The sequence below is a fragment of the Streptomyces sp. NPDC107654 genome (assembly GCF_055639035.1).
On record NZ_JBVKBI010000008.1, the window covers coordinates 21,393 to 44,094 of the forward strand.

General features: G+C 70.0%; 12 protein-coding genes. 2 read left to right on the forward strand and 10 right to left on the reverse strand.

Going from position 1 to position 22,702, the window contains the following annotated elements; translation table 11 throughout:
• Positions 1-118: 118 nt before the first annotated feature.
• The 9 genes from dxs to ngcE all read right to left on the reverse strand — a co-directional run bounded on the left by dxs (position 119) and on the right by ngcE (position 11,462).
• A complete protein-coding gene (dxs, locus tag ACZ7N4_RS16310; protein WP_471358871.1) occupies positions 119-2,047 on the reverse strand; it encodes a 1-deoxy-D-xylulose-5-phosphate synthase in 1,929 nt (642 codons plus the stop codon).
• Positions 2,048-2,306: 259 nt separating this feature from the next.
• Positions 2,307-2,867, reverse strand: coding sequence for a hypothetical protein (locus ACZ7N4_RS16315; RefSeq protein WP_471358874.1), 561 nt, complete (start codon positions 2,865-2,867; stop codon positions 2,307-2,309).
• A 278-nt stretch (positions 2,868-3,145) separates the two neighbouring features.
• A complete protein-coding gene (locus ACZ7N4_RS16320; RefSeq protein WP_471358877.1) occupies positions 3,146-4,459 on the reverse strand; it encodes a sugar ABC transporter permease in 1,314 nt (437 codons plus the stop codon).
• Positions 4,456-5,247 carry an ATP-binding cassette domain-containing protein gene (locus ACZ7N4_RS16325; RefSeq protein WP_471358879.1) on the reverse strand — a complete coding sequence of 264 codons (792 nt, stop codon included), beginning with the start codon at positions 5,245-5,247 and terminating at the stop codon, positions 4,456-4,458. The genes ACZ7N4_RS16320 and ACZ7N4_RS16325 overlap by 4 nt, the downstream gene beginning before the upstream one ends.
• Before the next feature lie 196 nt (positions 5,248-5,443).
• On the reverse strand, positions 5,444-6,547 hold the full coding sequence (locus ACZ7N4_RS16330; RefSeq protein WP_471359166.1) for a substrate-binding domain-containing protein: 1,104 nt from the start codon (positions 6,545-6,547) through the stop codon (positions 5,444-5,446).
• Positions 6,548-6,680: 133 nt separating this feature from the next.
• Positions 6,681-7,880, reverse strand: coding sequence for an ROK family transcriptional regulator (locus tag ACZ7N4_RS16335; protein WP_471358882.1), 1,200 nt, complete (start codon positions 7,878-7,880; stop codon positions 6,681-6,683).
• A gap of 187 nt (positions 7,881-8,067) precedes the next feature.
• Positions 8,068-8,991: a carbohydrate ABC transporter permease gene (locus ACZ7N4_RS16340; RefSeq protein ID WP_471358885.1), complete on the reverse strand. Its 924-nt coding sequence runs from the start codon at positions 8,989-8,991 to the stop codon at positions 8,068-8,070.
• A 14-nt stretch (positions 8,992-9,005) separates the two neighbouring features.
• Positions 9,006-9,941, reverse strand: a complete 936-nt coding sequence (locus ACZ7N4_RS16345; protein ID WP_471358888.1) for a carbohydrate ABC transporter permease — start codon at positions 9,939-9,941, stop codon at positions 9,006-9,008.
• A 78-nt stretch (positions 9,942-10,019) separates the two neighbouring features.
• The gene (gene ngcE, locus ACZ7N4_RS16350; RefSeq protein ID WP_471358890.1) at positions 10,020-11,462 is read right to left on the reverse strand and encodes an N-acetylglucosamine/diacetylchitobiose ABC transporter substrate-binding protein; all 1,443 of its coding nucleotides are present in this window, start codon (positions 11,460-11,462) and stop codon (positions 10,020-10,022) included.
• Between the two features lie 342 nt (positions 11,463-11,804).
• Here ngcE and ACZ7N4_RS16355 point away from each other — a divergent pair, with 342 nt between their 5' ends.
• Complete coding sequence (locus tag ACZ7N4_RS16355; protein WP_471358892.1) at positions 11,805-15,608, forward strand: GH92 family glycosyl hydrolase; 3,804 nt, start codon at positions 11,805-11,807, stop codon at positions 15,606-15,608.
• A 67-nt stretch (positions 15,609-15,675) separates the two neighbouring features.
• On the opposite strand, the gene ACZ7N4_RS16360 is transcribed toward ACZ7N4_RS16355, so the two are convergent.
• Positions 15,676-18,945 carry a GH92 family glycosyl hydrolase gene (locus ACZ7N4_RS16360; protein WP_471358894.1) on the reverse strand — a complete coding sequence of 1,090 codons (3,270 nt, stop codon included), beginning with the start codon at positions 18,943-18,945 and terminating at the stop codon, positions 15,676-15,678.
• A 1,057-nt stretch (positions 18,946-20,002) separates the two neighbouring features.
• Here ACZ7N4_RS16360 and ACZ7N4_RS16365 point away from each other — a divergent pair.
• Positions 20,003-22,696 (forward strand): SpoIIE family protein phosphatase, encoded by a 2,694-nt coding sequence (locus tag ACZ7N4_RS16365; RefSeq protein ID WP_471358897.1) that lies wholly within the window; start codon positions 20,003-20,005, stop codon positions 22,694-22,696.
• Positions 22,697-22,702: the final 6 nt, after the last annotated feature.

Consider the following 22,702-nt stretch of genomic DNA (forward strand, 5'->3'; position numbering starts at 1 on the left):
ATGATCGAGAGGGTCGGGGAGCGTATTCCCCGGCACAGGCAGGTTCACGCAAACGGGCCGGTTCCGCCACCGGGAGGAGCGGCGTAACCGGCCCGTGGGGGCGTTTTCCGGTCGCGTTCTAGTCGCGCGCGGGCTCCACGGAGTCCACCGCGCCGGCGGCCCGGTCGAACCGGCCGTCGATCCGTGCGACCAGCCCGGTGACCTGGCGGGCGATGTCCGGCGCGGTCAGCCCGATCTCGGCGAGCACCTCGGCGCGGGAGGCGTGGTCGAGGAAGCGCGGCGGGATGCCGAAGTCGCGCAGCGGCACGTCCACCCCCGCGTCCCTGAGGGCCTGGGCGATCGCGGAGCCGACACCGCCGACGCGGCTGTTGTCCTCGACGGTGACGACGACCCGGTGCCGCTCGGCGAGCGGGGCCATGGCCTCGTCGACGGGCTTGACCCAGCGGGGGTCGACGACGGTGGTGGAGATGCCCTGCCGGTCCAGCAGCTCGGCGATCTCCAGGCACATCGGGGCGAGCGCGCCCACGGAGACCAGCAGCACGTCCGGCCGGTCGGTGCCCGGCTCCCGGAGCACGTCCATGCCCCCGACCCGGCCCACGGCGGGTACGGCGGGGCCGACGGCGCCCTTGGAGAAGCGGACCACGGTCGGCGCGTCCTCGACGGCGACGGCCTCGCGCAGCTGGGCCCGCACCTGGTCGGCGTCGCGCGGCGCGGCGAGCCGCAGCCCCGGCACCACCTGGAGGATCGACATGTCCCACATGCCGTTGTGGGAGGCGCCGTCGGTGCCGGTGACGCCGGCCCGGTCCAGGACGAAGGTCACCCCGCACCTGTGCAGGGCCACGTCCATGAGGACCTGGTCGAAGGCGCGGTTGAGGAAGGTGGCGTACACGGCGAAGACGGGGTGCAGCCCGCCGTGGGCGAGGCCCGCCGCGGAGACGGCGCCGTGCTGCTCGGCGATCCCGACGTCGTACACCCGCTCGGGGAACCGCTTGGCGAACTTGTCGAGGCCCACGGGCTGGAGCATGGCCGCGGTGATCGCGACGATGTCCTCGCGCTCCTCGCCGAGCCTGACCATCTCCTCGCCGAAGACGGAGGTCCAGTCGGCGCCGGAGGAGGCGATCGGCAGCCCGGTGTCCGGGTGGATCTTGCCGACGGCGTGGAAGCGGTCGGCCTCGTCCTGGAGGGCGGGCTGGTAGCCGCGGCCCTTCTCGGTCAGGCAGTGCACGATGACGGGCCCGCCGAACCGCTTGGCCCGGGCCAGCGCCGACTCCAGCGCCTCGATGTCGTGCCCGTCGATCGGGCCGACGTACTTCAGCCCCAGGTCCTCGAACATGCCCTGCGGGGCGATGAAGTCCTTCAGCCCCTTCTTGGCGCCGTGCAGCGTCTCGTACAGCGGCTTTCCGACGACCGGGGTGCGGTCGAGGATGTCCTTCGTCCGGGCGAGGAAGCGCTCGTAGCCGTCCGTGGTGCGCAGCGTCGCCAGGTGGTTGGCGAGCCCGCCGATGGTCGGGGCGTAGGAGCGCTCGTTGTCGTTGACGACGATGACCAGCGGCCGGTCCTTGGCCTCGGCGATGTTGTTGAGCGCCTCCCAGGCCATCCCGCCGGTCAGGGCGCCGTCACCGATGACCGCGACCACGTGGCTGTCCTGTTTGCGCAGCTGGTTGGCCTTGGCGATGCCGTCGGCCCAGCCGAGCACGGTGGAGGCGTGGCTGTTCTCGATGACGTCGTGCTCGGACTCGGACTGCGAGGGGTAGCCCGACAGGCCGCCCTTCATCTTCAGCCGCGAGAAGTCCTGCCGGCCGGTGAGCAGCTTGTGCACGTAGGACTGGTGGCCGGTGTCCCACAGCACCTTGTCCTTCGGGGACTCGAAGACCCGGTGCAGGGCGATGGTCAGCTCCACCACACCGAGGTTGGGGCCCAGGTGCCCGCCGGTCTTGGAGACCTCCTGGACGAGGAAGGTCCGGATCTCCTCCGCCAGCTGGTTCAGCTCGTCCAGGCTGAGCCGGTCCAGATCGCGCGGTCCCGTGATGCGGGTCAGCAGCGGCACCCGTGCCTCCTTGCAATAGAGCTGATCGAGCTTTCGCCGGGCTTGGACGAGTCTAATCTTCCGGCGTGGCGCGCAGTGCTCCAGGTCGACGAGCGGGCCGCACCCGATCGGGCGATGCGGGCCCCCCACTCGACAACCAGGAGAATCCCATGACTGGTGGACTCCTCACGCCCGGTCAGCCGTGTGACTGGCCGCACTCACCACGGAAAGCCGCCTGTCGGCCGCGGAGCCGGTGAGGTCCGGCCCCGCGGCGGCCCTCCTATTCCAGGTGCATGCCCAGGATGTGGGCGAAGGCCCGCCACTTATTGGTGGCGAACTCCCTGTTGATCGCATCCGGGATAGTGGGGTGGGTGACGGTCGCGTATACCTTCAGACGCAGGAATCCTTGCTTGTCATTGTAGAAGCGGAACCGGACCATCGAGTCCTTGCCGTCGAAGTGCCCCTTCTGCGCGAGGAAGAACCAGGTGTACTTGTAGCTGTTGCTCTTGTGGTAACGGACCGGGGCGTTCTTGCACCCGAGGTGGCCGATGCCACAGGCCTTGAGCTTGATGTACTGGTTCTCCTTGGGGAACTTCTTCGGTGCGCCGTCCACCGGGAAGCTGCAGTTGAAGCAGCGGTGCAGCTCGTCCCATGCCTTCTTGGGCTTGAGCTTCAACTTCCGTACGTCTTTCGCGCCCACCCGCTCGCCGACGAAAAAGTCGACATCGTACAGGACACGGTCAGTGGCTTGCGGCGTGACCGGCGCCTGCCAGGCGGCCACGGCGGGAGGACCGGCCTCGGAGTCCGCCAGCGCGGGCGCCGTCAAGAACGTGGTCACCATGAGCACGGCAGACCCTGCGGCTGCCAGAATTTGCCTTCATACATTCCTCCCTGTTCATTGCGGGCCGACAGACGTCCCGCACCCGATCACGAAGCAGGTGGATTACCACACCGGACCTGACTCACTGACAGTTCCGTTCGCCGTCACGGGAGATGGGGCCGTACCAGACGGGAGGGTGCGGCACAGTCGCCCGAACCGGCGCCCGCCGATACGGAACGGGACTGCCCCAGCGCCTGGAAGGCACCGGGGCAGTCCCGCTTTCGCTCTGGTTGTCCCACTCAGGCGCGACCAGCGGTCTTCTGCGTCTTGCGGGTGATCGAGTCGATCACGACCGTGGTGAGCAGAACCGCCGCGGTGATCATGTACTTCACCGGCTCCGCGATGGACTGCAGCTGCAGCCCGTACTGGATGGACACGATCACCAGCACACCCAGCAGCGCGTTCCACGTGCGGCCGCGCCCGCCGAACAGCGACGTACCGCCGATGACCGCCGCGGCGATCGCGTTCATCAGCAGGTCACCCGTGCCGGCGCTCTGGTTCGCCGAGGCGATCTTCGAGGCCAGGAAGAGACCGCCGACCGCCGCGAAACCGCCGGAGATCGCGAAGACGGAGATCCGCACCGCCGTGACGTTGATACCCGCACGCCGGGACGCCTCGACGCTGCCGCCGAGCGCGAAGATCTTGCGGCCGTAGGCGGTGCGCCGCAGCAGGAAGTCGGTCGCGACCAAGAAGGCCAGGAAGATCACCGTGGCCAGCGGCAGGCCCTTGTACTGGTTGTACATGTAGGCCGCGGCGAAGGCGATCACGGCCAGCAGCACCGTCCGCAGCACGGTGTCGCTGAGCGGCCGGGACGGCACGCCCGCGGCCTCCCGGCGCTTGTTGCCGAGGAAGGAGGCGAGGAAGAACACGGCGACCACGACCACGGCGAGTCCGTACGCGGCGGCGATGTCCGAGAAGTAGTACGTGGTCAGCTTGGCGACCAGGCCGTCGCCGTCGAGGTTGATCGTGCCGTCCTCGCCCAGCACCTTCAGCATGAAGCCGAGCCAGAACAGCAGGCCGGCCAGCGTGACGGCGAAGGCGGGGGCGCCGAGCACCGCGAAGAAGAAGCCGTGCAGCGCGCCGATGGCGACACCGGCACCGATGGCGAGGAGGACGGCCGCCCACTCCGGCCAGCCCTGGTTGACCGCGAGGACGGCCATGAGGGCGCTGGCGGCACCGCTGACCGAGCCGACCGACAGGTCGATCTCGCCGAGCAGCAGCACGAAGACGATGCCGACCGAGATCATGCCCGTGCCGACCATCGTGACGGTGACGTCGTTGATGTTCTGCGCGGACAGGAAGTTCGAGTTCAGCACCTGGAAGATCACGCAGATGAGCGCGAGGCCCACGACGACCGGCAGGGAGCCCAGCTCGCCGGACTTCATCTTGCGCTTGAACTCGTGCCAATAGCCGAGCAGACCCTCTTGCTGCACCAGCAGGCGGGGGTCGACGGCGGTGACCGCGGAGGCCGCGGCCTCCGGGTTGACGACCGGAGCGTCCTGCGGCTCGTCGGACGTCTTGCCGACGTTCGCGGAGGTCTTGTCGATGCTCACTTGGAAACCTCCCCGGTCGTGCGCGCCGCACGGCGGGTCACGGCGTTGTCGGTGGCGCCGGTGATGGCGGAGATGATCTCCTCCTGCGAGGTCGTCTTGACCTCGAAGACGCCGTTGTTGCGGCCGAGGCGCAGGACGGCGACCTTGTCCGCCACGGCCTTCACGTCCGCCATGTTGTGGCTGATGAGGATGACGGCGTGGCCACGCTCGCGCAGCCGCTCCACGAGGTCGAGGACTTGGGCGGTCTGCTCGACGCCGAGGGCGGCGGTCGGCTCGTCCAGGATGACCAGCTTGGGCTCGCCGAGCATGGAGCGGGCGATGGCCACGGTCTGGCGCTGACCGCCGGAGAGCGAGGCGATCGGGATGCGGACGCTCGGGATGCGGATCGACAGCGTGGTGAGCAGTTCGCGGGAGCGGCGCTCCATCTCGACCTCGTCCAGCACGCCCCACTTCCTCAGCTCACGACCGAGGAACAGGTTGCCGACGACGTCGATGTTGTCGCACAGCGCGAGGTCCTGGTAGACCGTCGCGATGCCCAGCGCCTGGGCGTCGTGCGGGCGGCTGATCGAGACGGGCTTGCCGTCCCACTCGATGACGCCCTCGTCGATGGGGTGGACGCCGGCGATCGTCTTGACCAGCGTGGACTTTCCGGCGCCGTTGTCGCCGACCAGGGCGACCACCTCACCGGCGTGGACCTCAAGCTCTACGTCGGTGAGCGCCTGAACGGCACCGAACCGCTTGGAGACCCCGCGCAACGCCAGCACGGGCGTAGCGGACACGTGAACCATCTCCTTCGCCGCCCGAGCCTGACCCCGGCGGGAGGTTGTGCAGAAGTTTAGGGGGGAGTTTCCGTCCGGCGCCCCGCGCCGAGCTTGCGGGGCTGTCGATTGCGTGGGGCGCCGGAGGAGCCTGGGGCAGCCGGTCACCTCCGCCGCGGGCGTTCAGGCAATGAGCGCCGGCGGGCCGGAGGGGACTGCGGACTGCTTACTTGAGGCCGAGCTTGTCGCAGGCGGCCTTGTACTTGCCGGTGCAGATGTCGGCGACGGTGTAGACGCCGTCCTTGATGACGGTGTCCTTGATGTTGTCCTTGGTCAGCGAGGTGACCGGGACCAGGACCGAGGGCACGTCCTTCTGGGAGCCGCTGGAGACCTTGTCCTTGGCGACGGAGTCCAGCGACTTGCCCTGGGCGAGCGCGACGGCCATCTCGGCGGCGGCGTCGGCCTCCGGGGCGTACGGCTTGTAGACGCTCATGTACTGGTCACCGGCGACGATGCGCTGCACACCGGCCAGCTCGGCATCCTGGCCGGTGACCGGGACGTTCAGACCGGCGGCCTTGAGGGCGGTGATGATACCGCCGGCCATGCCGTCGTTGGCGGAGTAGACGCCCACGATGTTCTTCTTGCCGACTGCGGAGATCGCCGCCTCCATCTCGGAGTTGGCGTTGTCCGGCGACCACTCCTTGGTGTCGAACTCCTTGGCGATGGTGACCTTGCCATCGAGGACGGAGTGCGCGCCCTTCTTGAACTGGGCGGCGTTCGGGTCGGTTACCGAGCCGTTGATCATGACGATTTTGGAGGACTTGGTGGCCTTGCCGCCCAGCGCCTTCAGCAGGGCGTTGCCCTGGGTCCGGCCGACCTCCTCGTTGTCGAACGAGGTGTAGGCGCTGATCGGGCCCTCGGCGAGGCGGTCGTAGGCGACGACCTTGATGCCCTGGTCCACGGCCTTCTGGACGGAGTTCTGGATGGCCTTGGCGTCCACCGCGTCCACGATCAGGACGTCCACCTTGTTGGTGATCATGGTGTCCACCTGCTGGGCCTGGAGGTTCGCGTCCTGGCGGGCGTTGTTGTACTCGACCTTGGCCTTGCCGTTCGTCAGCTCACTGATCTTCTTCTCGATCAGCGGCTTGTCGAACTTCTCGTACCGCGCGGTCTTGTTCTCCGGAAGGAGCAGGCCGACCTTGATGTCGTCGCCCTTCTTGGCCGACGCAGAGGAAGAGTCGTCGTTGCCCTTCGACTCCTTGGCGCTGCCACAGGCGGCCAGCGAGACGGCCATCGCTCCGGCGGCAACGGCAACGGCGGCACGACGCATACGTGCGTTCACTTCGAAAACCTCCCTGACGAGGCCGCGTCGTTGCGGCCGAGGTGGCTGGAAGTCAACTCGGCCACACGTGCGACGTCAAGAAGTAAATCCTTAACGAGATGGCAACGGTGCCATCCGTTCTCTAAGTGAAGGCAGGAGCCGCCACGGAGAGCGCACCCTCCAAAAGGGTCGAATCGCCCATCTCGCTGAGTGCGAGGGCGAGCGCTCCGAGCACCTCCGCGCGGCCGCCGAGCGCCCCGGGAAGAACGGACAGTTGGCGCGCCGCACTGGGGATGGCGTAGCGGCCGACGGACTCCCTGATGGGCCCGAGCACCAGCTCACCGGCCTCGGCGAGATCACCGCCGAGGACCACCCGGCTCGGGTTCAGCAGATTGCAGAGATTGGCCACTCCACTGCCGATGTGGCGGCCGACGTCGGCGATCACCCGACGGCAGCCCGGATCCCCGTCCCTGGCCAGCCGTACGACGCCTTCCATCGTCAGGTCGGCACCGTGGCTGGGCTGGAGCAGCGGGAGCACGTAGCGTGCCGCCGCGAACGTCTCCAGGCAGCCGCGGTTCCCGCAGCGGCAGACCGGGCCGGATTCATCGAGTGTAATATGTCCGATTTCTCCGGCGGTGCCGCCCGGGCCGCGGTAGATCTTCCCGTCGATCACCAGACCGGCACCGACACCGCTCGCGACCTTGATGTACGCCAGGTCCCGCACGCCCTTGCCGCTGCCCCAGACCAGCTCGCCGAGGGCGCCGAGGTTGGCGTCGTTGTCCACGTGCACGGGCACGCCGAGCCGTTCGCGCAGCTCTTCGGCGGGCTTGGTGCCGCCCCAGCCGGGCAGGATCGCGGTGGATCCGAGCGTGCCCGACTCCACGTCGATCGGACCCGGCACGCCGAGCCCCACGCCGGCCACCTTGGACCGGTCCACCCCCGTTGCCGCGATCAGCCGGTTGACCAGCTGTTCGGCCCGGTCGAAGCCCTGGTCGGCGGAGGCGTCCACGTCCAGCGGCTCGGCCTCCTCGGCCAGCACCTGGTGGGCGAGGTTCCCGACCGCGACCCGCAGGTGGGTGTGCCCGAAATCGACACCGATCACGATGCCCGCGTCCCCGCTGAGGCTGACGCTGCGGGCGCGCCGCCCGCCCGCCGAGGTGGGCGTGACCTCGACGGTTCCACCGTCCTTCAGTTCCCGCACGATGTTGGAGACCGTCGCTGCGGACAGCCCGGTCGTCCGCGCGATCTCCGCCTGCGTGAGAGAACCGGCCAGGCGTACGGCCCGGACGACCCGCTCCAGGTTGGCTCGGTGCAGTGATGACTGCGACCCTGGAGTCTCCACGACGACCTCCTGAGCGCGGGGCCGCTTCGGCGAGGCCCCGTGTATGTCCAACTAGTGAACTCTAAGCTGAGCCGTTCGGGGCGACTTACGTCAAGAGGTTGAACCGTTTCGGGGTACCCGGTACACGCGCGCGCACGCCGCCCCCGGGGCCGGGGACGGCGTGCGTACGGACGGTCGGCGGGTGCGGTTACTTCAGGGTGGCCGAGGTCAGGCCCGCCTGCACCTGACGCTGGAAGGACAGGTAGACCACCAGCATCGGGATCATCGCGATCGTCACACCCGCGAAGAGAACAGGCAGGTCGGAGGCGTATCCCTGCTGCTGTTGCAGCTGGATCAGCCCCTGGGTGAGGACGTATCGCTCGGGGTCGTCACCGCTCTGCGGCTGCATCAGCACCGTGGGCAGGATGAACTGGTTCCACTGCCCGAGAGTGTTGAAGATCCCCACGCTGATCAGCCCGGGTTTCGCCATCGGCAGCATCACCTGGAAGAAGGTGCGGGTGTGCGAGGCTCCGTCCAGGACCGCCGCCTCGAAGACCGCCGTGGGCAGGGTCCGGAAGAAGGCGTGCATGAAGAACACCGTGAACGGCATCGAGTAGGCGATGTAGACCAGGATCAGCCCCTGGTAGGTGTTCAGCATGTCCAGCCGTTTGACCATGAAGAACAGCGGGACCAGGGCCAGGAAGACCGGGAACATCGCGCCGGCCACGAAGAAGTAGTAGAGCAGCCGGTTGCCCCAGAACCGGTACCGGGCCAGCACGTACGCGGCCATCGACCCGAACAGCATGGTCAGCGGCACGGAGAAGACCAGGACGATCACGGTGTTGAGGAAGTAGTCCCCGATGCCCTTGTCCCAGGCCCGGCGGAAGACGTCGAGGGTCCAGTTCTCCGGCCAGCCGAAGGCGGAGCCGCCGATCTGGGCGTCGGTCTTGAAGGAGCTGAGCACCAGCCACAGCAGCGGCAGCACGATCAGCAGGGCCCACAGGGCGAGGAACCCGTGGGAGAAGACGTTCAGGACCACGCCCTCGCTGCGGCGGTCGCCCGGCCGGGCGGGGGCCTTGGCCATCGTCCGCCCGGCCGGTGCGGGGGCGGTCTCCTTGATGGGTGCGCTCATCGTCGTCGCTCCGCTCAGAACTCGATGCGCTCGCGGCGGGTGGCGCGCAGCGTGACCACGGACAGGACCAGCGTGAGCAGCAGCATGACCACGCCCATGGCACAGGCGTAGCCGCTCCTGCCGTAGTAGAGGAAGTTCCGCATCATCACCGTCGACATCACGTCGCTGTGGTGGTCCGGGCCGCCGCCGTAGGCGCCCATGTTCTGGGTCATCGAGGAGACCAGTACGAACATGTCCATGGCGACGATGCCGAGGTAGACCCAGGCGGTCTGCACCGAGTCCCACAGCAGTGGCAGGGTGATGCGGAAGAAGGACTGGTTGCGGCTCGCCCCGTCGATCAGGGCGGCCTCGTAGATGTCCCTCGGGATGGACTGCATGGCGGCCGAGAACAGCACCAGGTAGAAGCCGACGCCGTGCCACACCACGACCAGCAGCAGCGCCCACAGGACCATGTTCGGCTCGTTGAGCCACTCCACGGGGTTGTCGGCGTCGACCAGGCCGAGCTTGATCAGGAAGCCGTTGAGCAGACCGCCGCCGTCACTGCGGTACACCGCGTTGAACAGCACGGCGAGGATGGCCAGCGACAGCACCTGCGGAAAGAAGTAGAGGACCTTGTAGAACTTCGCCCCGGCGACCCCCTGCACCCCGCCGGCCCGTCCGCGCCCGCCCGCGTTCAGCATGAAGGCGAAGAACAGGGCGAGCAGGATCGTGATCACCGGGATGAAGATCAGGAAGAGGATGTTGTGCCAGATGGCCTCCAGGAAGACGTCGTCCTGGAACAGCTTCCTGTAATTGTCCAGACCAATGAAGCGGAACGTCTGTGACTGCCCCTTCCAGTCGGTCAGCGAATAGCCGAACGTCTGGATGTACGGCCAGATCACGAAGATCACGTAAAGCGCCACGGGAACGAGGAGAAACCCCGCGACGAACCGGTACTGCCCTTTGCGCATGGCCTTTTCCCTGCCCTGTATCGGAGCGCCCCAAGGGGCGCGGGGCTGTACCCGCGCCCCCGCGACGACCAGGCGAACCTAATCCCGGTGGTTCTTCTTGGACGCGGGGTCCTTGGCCTGCTTGTCCACCGCCGCCTGACACCTCTTCAGCCACTCCTTCGGCTGAATCCGCTTGGCCATCAGCTCGTTGGACGCGGCCTCGATGGCCGTCCCCATCTCGCTGTACCACTCCGTGTACAGGTACCGGAAGGTGTTGTCACCGGCCGCCTTGGACGCCTCCACCGTGGACTGCGTACCCGGCCGCAGGCGGACGCCCGGATCGACGCCGTCCTTCAGGATCGTCAGCGAGTTCGCCTGCTTGGCGAAGAGCGTCGACCACTCCTTGGACAGCATGCGGCGCATGAACTCCTGGGCGGCCGGCAGGTTCTTCGCCTTGGCCGGGATGACGAACGGCTCGCCCGAGCCCGCCCGGATCGCCTCGAACGGCAGCTTGCTGCCGGGCAGCAGCGGCATCGGCAGGAACTTCATGTCGAAGTCGGCCGGCGTCTGCTTGAGCTGCTCGTTCTCCAGCCAGGAACCGGAGGTGATGAACACCGCCTTGTACTGGTTCCAGCGGGTCTGGGACTCGGTGTGGGTCAGACCGTTCGTACCGGGCATCAGATAACCCTTCTCGACCACCTCGTAGACGGCCTCGATGGCCTCCTGCGCGGCGTCGGAGCCGACGAACGCCCTGGGGTCGAGGTTGTCGATCGCCTTCATGGCGTCCAGGCCGCCCTTCTTGGCGATCAGGTCCATGATGGCGACGTTGATGTAGTACGGGTACTTGCCCTGGTGGGCGAGGCCGCCGATGCCCTGGGACTTGGCGTCCTTGCAGATGGCGAGGAGGTCGGCCCAGGTCTTGGGCTCCTGCCAGCCCTTGTCCTTGAAGAGCTTGCCGGAGTACCACAGCCCCCAGACCGTGTAGATGTAGTTCAGCGCGACGACCTTGCCCTCCTGCATGCCCGGGTCGAGCGTGCCGGGGATCAGGGTGTCGCGGACCTTCTTCGCGGGGTCGTCCACCGAGGGCGCGTCCAGCACCTCGGCGAGGTCCAGCAGCTGCCCGTTCTTGTACAGGACGTCGACGTTGATCTTCTGCGCGCCGGAGTCGTCCACGAGGTCCGGCGGATTGCCCGCGTTGAAGCGCGGCTGGAGCTTGCCGGTGATCTCCTGGGTGCCGGTGTGGGTGGAGGTGATGCCGAGCTTCCTGCCGAAGTCGGCCTCCCACGCCTTGGCGTAGTCGTCGCCGTATCCGCCCTTGAAGACGACGACGTCGAGCTTGCTGCCCTTCTTGGCGCCGAACGGGTTGTCCTTGGACGTCTTTCCCTTGGTGTTGCCCTCGTCCGAGTCATCGCTGCCGCCGCCGCTGGCACAGGCGGACAGCAGGCCCATTCCGGGAACCGCGACCAGACCGAGTGCCGTGGACCGCTTGATCAGATCACGACGGCCCACACCTTCAACACCGTGGTGCTCAGTGGATCCCATGCTCAAGTCCTCGCCTTCTCCAGGACTCAGGCGGTGAACCGGATCCTCCCCGGCACCGCTGTCGGGTAGTGCTGGGTCGTGCTGGAAACGCCGACAGGTATAGTCCACTTCCCGTCGGCGGAGCAAGATCGAAAGCAGGGTTCGCTCCGGGTCTTTTCCGAGTTGAGACCTCGCGGAAATATGGCGGCCCCAAGGACGGCCCGACGGAAAAAGTCGCGACATAACTCCCTGAATGCCACGGCCAACGCCCTTGACATCACGGGCCACTTGACCACCTACTGGTTCCTGCGCCCGTAGCTGACAACGTTGTCCGAAGGGGGCGCAGGAGGGGAAATCCTTGAGATGCAGCGGAGAACGCGGCACAGATGGACCCCGGCGGCCGTCCTCACGGCCGCCTTTGTCATGGCCGTCGGCGGGCAGGGCGCCGCGGTGGCCCTGCCCACCGGGGCTCCGGCACCCGACCGGGAGTTCGCATCCTCGTTCGAGGCGGGCGATCCGGCGCCGGACTGGCTGAACACCGTCGACACCGGAGCGGACGGCACCCCGCGCTCCTCCGGCGTCGACGGCGGCTACAGCACCGGTATCCCGGGCAACGTCACCGACCATGTCACCGAGGTCCGGGCGAGCGCCGAGAACACGGGCGCCGGCGAGGTCAAGGAGAACCTCGTGGACGGCGAACCCGGCACCAAGTGGCTGACCTTCGCCCCCACCGGCTGGGTCGAGTTCGATCTGGACAAGCCCATCAAGATAGCGACGTACGCGCTCACCTCGGCCAACGACAACGCCGAGCGCGACCCCAGGGACTGGACCCTGAAGGGCTCCACCGACGGCAAGGACTGGAAGACGGTCGACACCCGCTCGGGCGAGACCTTCTCCGAGCGGTTCCGGACGCAGTCGTACGACCTCGCCGAACCGGCGGAGTACCAGTACTTCCGGCTGGAGGTGACGAGGAACGCCGGCGCCCCGGACATCCTGCAGCTGGCCGATGTGCAGCTGTCCACGGGAGGTGCCGGCGGACCGGTGCCGCAGGACATGCTGACCCTGGTCGACAAGGGCCCGAGCGGTTCTCCGACGGCGAAGGCACGGGCCGGGTTCACCGGAAAGCGTGCCCTGCGCTACGCCGGCCGGCACACGGCGTCCGGCCGGGCCTACTCGTACAACAGGGTCTTCGACGTGAACGTGGAGGTCGGCGGCGACACCCGGCTGTCGTACCGGATCTTCCCGTCGATGGCCGACGGCGACCGCGACTACGACGCCACGAACGTCTCCGTCGACCTGGCGTTCACCGACGGCACCTACCTGAGCGACCTCGGCGCCCTGGACCAGCACGGCTTCCCGCTCTCCCCGCGCGGGCAGGGCGCGTCGAAGGCCCTGTACGTCAACCAGTGGAACAACGTGAGCGCGCGGATCGGCTCGGTCGCGGCCGGCCGGACCGTCGACCGGATCCTGGTGGCGTACGACTCCCCCGACGGCCCGGCGAAGTTCCGCGGCTGGCTGGACGACGTGGCCCTGGGGCCGGTGGCGCCCGAGAAGCCGAAGGCGCACCTGTCGGACTACGCGCTGACCACCCGTGGCACCAACTCCAGCGGCAGCTTCTCGCGCGGCAACAACTTCCCGGCGACCGCCCTGCCGCACGGCTTCAACTTCTGGACGCCGGTGACCAACGCGTCCTCGCTGAGCTGGCTGTACGAGTACGCACGTGCGAACAACGCCGACAACCTGCCGACGATCCAGGCCTTCAGCGCGAGCCATGAGCCGAGCCCCTGGATGGGCGACCGGCAGACCTTCCAGCTGATGCCGTCGGCCGCGTCCGGCACCCCGGACACCGGCCGCGAGGCGCGGGAACTGCCGTTCCGGCACGAGAACGAGACCGCGCGGCCGTACTACTACGGGGTGCGGTTCGAGAACGGTGTCAAGGCGGAGATGACCCCGACCGACCACGCGGCCGTCCTCCGCTTCACCTATCCCGGGGACGACGCGAGCGTGCTGTTCGACAACGTCACCGAACAGGCCGGGCTGACGCTCGACAAGGAGCACGGGGTCGTCACCGGCTACTCGGACGTGAAGTCGGGCCTGTCGACGGGCGCGACCCGGCTGTTCGTGTACGGCGAGTTCGACAGGCCGGTCACCGACGGCGGCTCCAGCGGGGTGAAGGGCTTCCTCCGCTTCGACGCGGGCGCCGACCGCACCGTGACCCTGCGCCTGGCGACCTCGCTGATCGGCCTCGACCAGGCGAAGGAGAACCTGCGCCAGGAGGTCCCGGACGGCACCTCCTTCGACACGGTCAGGGAGCACGCCCAGCGCGCCTGGGACGGCCTGCTCGGCAAGGTCGAGGTGGAGGGCGCGACCCCGGACCAGCTGACCACGCTGTACTCCGGGATGTACCGGCTGTACCTGTACCCCAACTCCGGCTTCGAGCGGGTCGACGGCAAGGACCGCTACGCCTCGCCGTTCTCCCCCATGCCGGGCCCGGACACCCCGACCCGCACCGGCGCGAAGATCGTGGACGGCAGGGTGTACGTCAACAACGGGTTCTGGGACACCTACCGCACCACCTGGCCGGCGTACTCCTTCCTGACGCCGTCCCAGGCGGGCGACATGGTCGACGGGTTCGTGCAGCAGTACAAGGACGGTGGCTGGACCTCCCGCTGGTCCTCCCCCGGCTACGCCGACCTGATGACCGGCACCTCCTCGGACGTGGCGTTCGCCGACGCCTACGTCAAGGGCGTCAGGTTCGACGCGAAGGCGGCGTACGACGCGGCCGTGAAGAACGCGACCGTCGTGCCGCCGGCGTCCGGCGTGGGCCGCAAGGGCATGGCCACCTCCCCCTTCCTCGGCTACACCTCGACCGACACGCACGAGGGCCTGTCGTGGGCGATGGAGGGCTATGTCAACGACTACGGCATCGCGCGGATGGGCGAGGCGCTGTACAAGAAGACGGGCGACAAGCGCTACCAGGAGGAGTCGCAGTACTTCCTCAACCGGGCACGGGACTACGTGAAGCTGTTCGACACCGGGGCCGGCTTCTTCCAGGGCCGGGACGCCAAGGGCGACTGGCGCGTGCCGTCCGCGGCGTACGACCCGCGCGAGTGGGGCTACGACTACACGGAGACCAACGGCTGGGGCTACGCCTTCACCGCCCCGCAGGACAGCCGGGGCCTGGCCAACCTGTACGGCGGCCGGCGGGGCCTCGGAGACAAGCTGGACGAGTACTTCGCCACCCCGGAGACGGCCTCCCCCGACCACGTGGGCTCCTACGGCGGTGTCATCCACGAGATGACCGAGGCGCGGGACGTCCGGATGGGCATGTACGGCCACTCCAACCAGGTCGCGCACCACGTCATCTACATGTACGACGCGGCCGGCGAGCCCTGGAAGGCGCAGGCGTACGTCCGTGAGGCGCTCTCCCGGCTGTACACCGGCAGCGAGATCGGGCAGGGCTACCACGGCGACGAGGACAACGGCGAGCAGTCGGCCTGGTACCTCTTCTCCGCGCTCGGCTTCTACCCGCTGGTCATGGGCAGCGGCGAGTACGCCATCGGCTCCCCGCTGTTCAGGAAGGTCACCGTGCACCTGGAGAACGGCCGGGACCTGGTGATCCGGGCACCGAAGAACAGCGCGAGGAACGTCTACGTCCAGGGCGTGAGGTTCAACGGCCTCCCGTGGACGTCGACCTCCCTGCCCCACTCCCTGCTGTCCAAGGGCGGGGTGCTGGACTTCTCGATGGGCTCCAAGCCGTCGGCGTGGGGCACGGGCGGGAACGCGGCGCCGGTCTCGATCACCCGGGACGACAAGGTGCCGACGCCCCGTGCGGACGTCCTGAAGGGCGCCGGCGCCCTCTTCGACGACACCTCGGCGACGAGCGCCACGGTCACCTCGGCGGACCTCCCGGCCGCGGGTGCCGTCAAGCCGGTCCAGTACACGCTGACCTCGGGCGCCGACCGCACGAAGGCACCGACCGGCTGGACCCTCCAGGGCTCCGCCGACGGCGCGAAGTGGCACACCCTGGACCGACGCTCCGGCGAGACCTTCACCTGGGACCGCCAGACCCGCGCCTTCACCATCGCCGCCCCGGGCACGTACCCGCGGTACCGCCTGCTCCTGGACGGCGAGTCGGTCCTGGCGGAGGTGGAGCTGCTGGCCTGACCCGGGGAGACCGGCAGGAAGGAAGGGGGCGGGCCCCAGCGGGCCCGCCCCCGTGCCGTGCCCGGGCTCAGCCCGTCGCGAGGGTGAAGACGTGCAGGTCCGTGGCGTGCGGGAGGGTGACGCTGCGGATCCGCCGGCCGGGCGGCGCCTGGTACGGCCGGGTGGCGAAGACGTACGTCGCCACCGGGTCCTGGTCCGCGCCGGCGACGTTGCGGTACGCGGTCCTGGCGACGATCTCGTTGCCGTACTGGACGGTGCCCCCTCCGCCGCCCATGGTCCAGTCGGTGAGGGAGAGGTCGACGGTGTCGGTGGTGCCGTCGGTGTAGGTGACGGTTGCCCTGCTCTGCTGGTTGCCGTTGACCGCGCTGCCGACGAAGGACAACCGCTGTGCGGGAGCCGTGAGTCGGATGGTCTGGCCGGACGCGGAGGCGTTGTCGGGGCGGCCGGTGGGCGAGGCGGGCCAGGTGAGGGCCAGGCCGTCGACGGTGGACTGTCCGCCGGGGGTGAGGCCGGCCGCGGCGAGGGCCTGCCGGGAGTAGCTCCAGCCGCCGCCGTCGTAGTCGGCCTCGTCGTGGTCGCCGTCGTCGTCGGAGATGCCCGTGGTGTCGTAGGCGGCGAGCAGGGTGCCCGGGGCGGCGACGGTGAGCGTCACCGGCTGCGCGTACGAGGAGTCGCCCGAGGTGACCTCCACCCGGACGTCGGCGAACCCCTGCTCGGCGTCCCGTGCCGCCGTGAGGGTGATGTCCTGGGCGCCGTCGGTGACCGTGCCCTCGGCGGGCGCGGCCGTCACCCCGGCCGGGGTCCGGACCCGGAAGCGCACCTCGGGGCCGGTGCCGCCGGTGAGTGACAGCGCGCGGACGCCGATCGTCGTGCTGTCGCCGGGGGCGAGGGTGGCCGTGGTGGGCCCGACGCCGATCTGGTACGGCTGCTCGCCCTCCCGGAAGGACGGCGGCGGGCTGCTCGCGCCCCAGTCGCGGTCCGGGACGGCGGACAGGGTGTAGTCGAGCCGGCCGCCGTCCCGGACGAAGGAGGCGGGCAGCCAAGGACGGTCGCTGGAGCGGCCGTCGACCTTCAGGGCGTGGACGTACGGTGCGTCGGCCGCCGCTCCCGTGGCGCGGACGGAGATGTCGTTGCCGTGCGGCCGGTCGATCTCGATCCGCTCGAACAGCGGCGAGGCGAGGACGAGTTCGGCGCGGGAGGGCACCTGCGGGTACATGCCGAGGGCGGAGAAGACGTACCACGCGGACATCGCGCCGAGGTCGTCGTTGCCCGGGATGCCGCCGGGCTCGGCGGACCACAGCCGCCGCATCGCCGCGCGGACGGTCTCCTGTGTCCTGGAGGGGGCGCCCGCGTAGGCGTACAGGTAGGGGACGTTGATCGACGGCTCGTTGTCCAGCTCGGACTTGGTGCCGCCGTGGCCGGTGAAGGCCCAGCCTCCGTCGGCGTCGTGGAAGAAGTCGTCCAGCCGGGCGAGCGCCTTCTCCCGGCCGCCCAGCGCGGCGAAGAGACCCGCCGGGTCGTGCGGGACCATCCAGGTGTACTGGGCGGCCGTGCCCTCCACGAACCCGTTGCCGGTGTCCGGGGCGAAGCCGGTGACCCAGCTGCCGTCGGCCTTGCGGTTCGCGACGTAGCCGCCGGAGGGGTGGGCCGCGATGTCGAAGGTGTTCTGCCACCACTGGGCGCGCCGCGCGAAGGTGTCCGCGGTGCCCTTCTCCCCCGCCGCGCGGGCGAGCTGGGCGATCGAGAAGTCCGCGGTGGACATCTCCAGCGTCTCGGCGGCGCCGCCCCAGGCGTTGGAGACGGACGGCATGTAGTGCAGCGTGAGGTACTTGTCGAGGGACGGCCGCTGGCCCACCGACAGGACGGGTTTCCCGGCGGCGGACAGGTCCTGCGCGGTGGGGACGGTCGCCGCCCGCACCAGGGACCTCAGGGCGCCCCTGAGGTCGAAGTCGGTGCCGCCGAAGGCGTGGATGCCGGCCAGCGCGGTCGGCGCGGGGTCGCCGTTCATGACGTGGGTGCCGCTCGCGCCGTGCAGCCAGCGGTCCCAGACGCCGTCGTTCTGCCGGGCCAGTTCGTACAGGGACTGCGCGATGTCCGAGCCGGTGCGCGGGTCGAGGAGCGTCAGCAGCTGGACCTGGTCGCGGTAGACGTCCCAGCCCGAGAAGGTGCCGTACTGGGCGTGCCGGCGGCGGACCGTGTGGACACGGCCGTCGGCGCCCCGGTACCTGCCGTCGGCGTCGCTGATGACGTTGGGGTGCAGCAGCGCGTGGTAGAGGGCGGTGTAGAAGGTGATGCGCTCGGCCTCCGTGCCGCCGCCGACCCGGACCGCCCCCAGCCGCTCCCGCCAGGCCCGCCGGGCGGCCTCCCGGACCGCGTCGAAGGAGCGTCCCGGCGGGTTCTCGGCGTCCAGGTTGGCCTCGGCGGCCTCCCTGCCGACGTAGGAGATCCCGACCTTGACGTGGACCGGGCCGTCGCCGGGGGCGAACTCGACGTATCCGCCGGCGCCCTTCCCCGCGACCGGCCGCCCGTCGTGCGCGAAGCCGCCGGTGCCACCGGAGGCCTTCCGGGAGCCGGGGTCCAGCCGGTCGTCGTGCCAGGTGCCGGTGGCCTGGAAGGCGCGGTCGAAGCGGGCGGTGAAGTACAGGGTGTAGTAGGAGCGTCGGCCCTCGGGGTCGAGGTAGCCGCAGAAGTTGCCGGAGGTGACCGAGCCGGAGACGGTCCGGGTGTCCGGGTCGATGGTGACCGTCGAATCCTCCGAGCCCACCTCGGAGTTGGCGGTGCGCACGAGCAGCGAGGCGGGCTTTCCGGCCGGGTAGGTGAAGCGGGCCGAGCCGGTGCGCGCGGTGGCGGTGAGGTCGGCGGTGACACCGGAGGCCAGGACGGCCTGGTAGTGGCCGGGCTCGGCGGTCTCGTCGGCGTGGCGGAAGTCGGAGGCGTAGACGGCGTCCTCGGTGTCGCTCGCCGGGGAGGAGGTGACCTCGCCGGCGTACGGGAAGAACGGGATGTCCCCGCTGCCGCCCGCGCAGCCGGTGCCGGACATGTGGGTGAGGCTGAAACCCCGGATGCGGGTGGCGTCGTACTGGTATCCACCGGGCGCGGCGGTTCTCGTGGCGTCGCCGCGGGTGTTCTCCGGGCTCCAGGAGAGCATGCCGAACGGCACGACGGCGCCCGGGAAGACGTCACCGCCGTTCCTGGTGCCGATCAGCGGGTCGACGTACGGGGTGGGGTCCTTGACGAGGCCGGGGGGAGCGGCGGTCGCCGCGAGGGCGGGGACCGCCCAGGTGCCGCCGGTCGCGAGGAGCGCGGCGAGCAGCAGGGACGTGGGTCTCAAACGCATGACGCGGCCCTTCCTCCTAACGGACGGGTCGCGCACCACAGGTCGCACAAGCCGCAGGGACAGTAACGTGTGCCACCGGTACCACGGAAGACCGCGTACGCTCCGGGAGGCGCACGCCGGCATCACCCGGTCGAGGGAGCCAAGTGGCTTGACATCGTTGTCGGTTGAGGCGGTAGAGTCATGTACAGACCATTGACAACGATGTCGCGCGGCCGGAGTGCCGCACAAGCCACGCAATCGCAGGCCATCCCCTCCGGGCAGGGATTCCACCACCCCCCTCCCCTGCCCGGCTCGCGGACCCGGTGCGCACGGCCACCGGGTCCGCCCAGAGCGGGTCGACCGACCCGGCAGGCCAGGGCGGTGGCGCTGCCGCCACCGCCGCCCGGACGACGCAGCCTGCCGGGCCGACGATGTGCCGTCCCGACCCGCCCGCCGGGAGCGTGCCGGCCCAAGAGCGGCTCTCCTCGACCGCACCCGGCGAGGCGCCGGCGACGGTTGCCGCCGCTGCCGTAAACGGCCGGGCACCGGAAACCCGGGGCCGCTCGGAGGCCGGGTCGACCGGAGGCGCCGAAAATCCCGTGCCCCCGTAGCGGGCGGGGGCGCCATGCTGGGAACCCGGAGGGCGGGACATGCGGTGACGGGAGGGGTGGAGACATGGAGGGCGCAGGACGATGGCGCGTCCGGTGGGTGGCGACCCGGCGGTGACGGCCTCGCCGCCGGCGGCAGCGGCCGAGGCCGGAGGAGACCGCGGCGATCCGGCAGGCGGCGGACCGTGCCGCGCGGGCCGTACGGAGGACCGGTACGGCGATGCGGGAACGGTCACGGACCGGGCGGCCCCGGCAGACCCGCCGAACCGGGCAGGACGGCGACGAGGCGGCGGGATCCGGCAGGGACTCCGGCGTGGTGGACGCCGAGATCGTCGACGGCGGCAAGCCGGAGACGGACCGACAATGGACGAGGCGCGGACGCGGAACACCCGGCGCCCGGCGGCAGCCCCCGTGTCCATCTCGTGGACGGACCATAGCCACATGGAAAACACCGGTGCTACAAATACCGCATGTCGGACGCATCTGTTCGATTCAGGCGTCTCGCGTGGCGCACTGTGATCGGAAAGAGCCCCCGCAGCGTCGCCGGGCAGGTGTTCCTGCTCCAGGTCGCGCTGGTCGTGCTGCTCGTGCTCGGCGCCGTCCTCGCACTCTTCCTGCAGTCGAAGCGGGACACCACCACCGAGGCCAAGCGCCGGTCCATAGCCGTCGCGGAGACCTTCGCCCACGCTCCGGGGGTGGTGCAGGCTCTGCGGAGCCCTGATCCGTCCAAGATCCTCCAGCCGCTGACCGAGAGTGCCCGCACATCCTCGGGCGTCGACTTCATCGTCGTCATGGACACCCACGGCATCCGCTACACCCACCCGATTCCCAGCCGGATCGGCAAGCGGTTCGTGGGCACCATCGAGCCCTCGCTGCACGGCAAGGTCTACACCGAGAGCGTGCACGGTCCGCTGGGCCACGAGGTGCAGGCCATCGTGCCGGTCGACGACAGCAGCGGCCGGGTGGTCGGGCTGGTCTCCGCCGGGCTGAAGGTCAAGCACGTCACCAGCGAGCTGAACCGGCAGCTGCCGATCATCCTGGGCGCCGGGTGCGGCGCGCTCCTGCTGTCGACCGGTGGTACGGCCCTGGTGGGGCGCAGGCTGCGGCGGCAGACCCACAGCCTGGCGCCGGACGAGATGACCCGCATGTACGAGCACCACGACACGGTGTTGCACTCGGTGCGGGAGGGCGTCCTCATCGTCGGTGCCGACGGCCGGCTGCTCCTCGTCAACGACGAGGCCCGGCGCCTGCTGGAGCTGCCCGCCGACGCCGAGGGACGCAACGTACGCACGCTGCCGGACCTGGACCCCGCGACGGCGGAACTGCTCGTCTCCGGGCGCCCGGCCAGCGACGAGGTGCACTTCGCCAAGGGCCGGCTGCTGGCGGTCAACCAGCGGCCCACGGACCGCGCGGGCGGCCCCGGCGGAACCGTCGTGACGCTGCGCGACTCCACCGAGCTGCAGGCGGTGTCCGGCCGGGCCGAGGCCGCCCGGGAGCGGCTGGAACTGCTGTACGACGCCGGCCTGGCCGTCGGGACCACCCTGGACGTGGTCCGCACGGCCGACGAGCTGGCCCGGGTCGCCGTACCGCGGTTCGCCGACTTCATCACCGTCGACCTGGCCGACGCCGTGCTGCACGGCGAGGAGCCGGCTCCGACGGCCACGGACATGCGGCGGGTCGCCGTGAGCGGCATCGGGGACGACCACCCGCTCTACGAGCAGGGCCGGCTGATCGACTTCCTGCCGTCCACCCCGCAGGCCCGCGGTTACGGCGCCGGCCGCTCCGAACTGGTGACCGACCTGGCGGGCGCCGAGGGCTGGCGGGCCCAGGACCCCGAGCGGACCCGGCAGATCCTGGAGTACGGCATCCACTCGCTCATCGCGGCGCCCATCCGGGCCCGGGGTGTGGTCCTGGGCATGGCCAACTTCTGGCGCTCCAAACGGGAGCCCTTCGACGACGAGGAGCTGTCCCTGGCGGAGGAGCTGGTGGCCCGGGCCGCGGTCAGCATCGACAACGCCCGCCGCTACACCCGCGAGCACGCCCTCGCGGTCACCCTGCAGCGCAGTCTGCTGCCGCGGGCACTGCCCGAGCAGAGCGCCCTGGACGTCGGCTACCGCTACCTGCCGGCGCAGTCGGGGGTGAGCGGGGACTGGTTCGACGTGATCCCGCTGCCGGGCGGCCGGGTGGCCCTGGCCGTCGGTGACGTGGTGGGGCACGGGCTGCACGCCGCCGCGACGATGGGGCGGCTGCGGACCGCGGTGCACAACTTCTCCACCCTGGACCTGCCGCCCGACGAACTGCTCCAGCACCTGGACGACCTGGTCGGCCGCATCGACCAGGACGAGGCCTGCCCGGAGACGGCCGGGGAGATCGTCGGCGCGACCTGTCTGTACGCGATCTACGATCCGGTGACGCGCCGCTGTGTCATGGCGCGGGCCGGTCATCTGGCGCCCGCGCTGGTCCATCCCGACGGCAGCGCCGCCTTCCCCGACCTGCCGGCCGGCCCTCCGCTGGGGCTGGGCGGCCTGCCGTTCCGGACGGCCGAGCTGGAGCTGGCCGAGGGCAGCCAGCTGGTCCTGTACACCGACGGTCTGATCGAGGACCGCAGACGGGACCTCGACGAGGGCATGGAGCTGCTGCGCCGGGCCCTGGCGGGCCATCCCGGCCGGTCCCCGGAGGAGACCTGCGGGGCGGTGCTGGAGCAGCTGCTGCCCGAGCGTCCCGGGGACGATGTCGCGCTGCTCGTGGCGCGCACCCGGGTGCTGCCCGCCGACCGGGTCGCCGACTGGGACGTGCCGCGCGACCCGGCCGCGGTGTCGGGGATGCGCGGCGCCGTTTCCGCCAAGCTGGACGAGTGGGGGCTGTCCGAGCTGGGCTTCGGCATGGAACTCGTGCTGAGCGAGCTGATCACCAACGCGATCCGCTACGGCTCCGACCCGGTCCATGTGCGGCTCATCCACGACCGCACGCTGATCTGCGAGGTCGCCGACGGCAGCAGCACCTCCCCGCACCTGCGGTACGCCGGGACGACCGACGAGGGCGGGCGCGGCCTGTTCCTCGTCTCCCAGCTGTCCGAACGCTGGGGCACCCGGTACACCCCGCACGGCAAGGTGATCTGGGCCGAGCTGGCGGTGCCGGACCTCGGCGCGCTGCTGGGCGAGTGAGCGGGG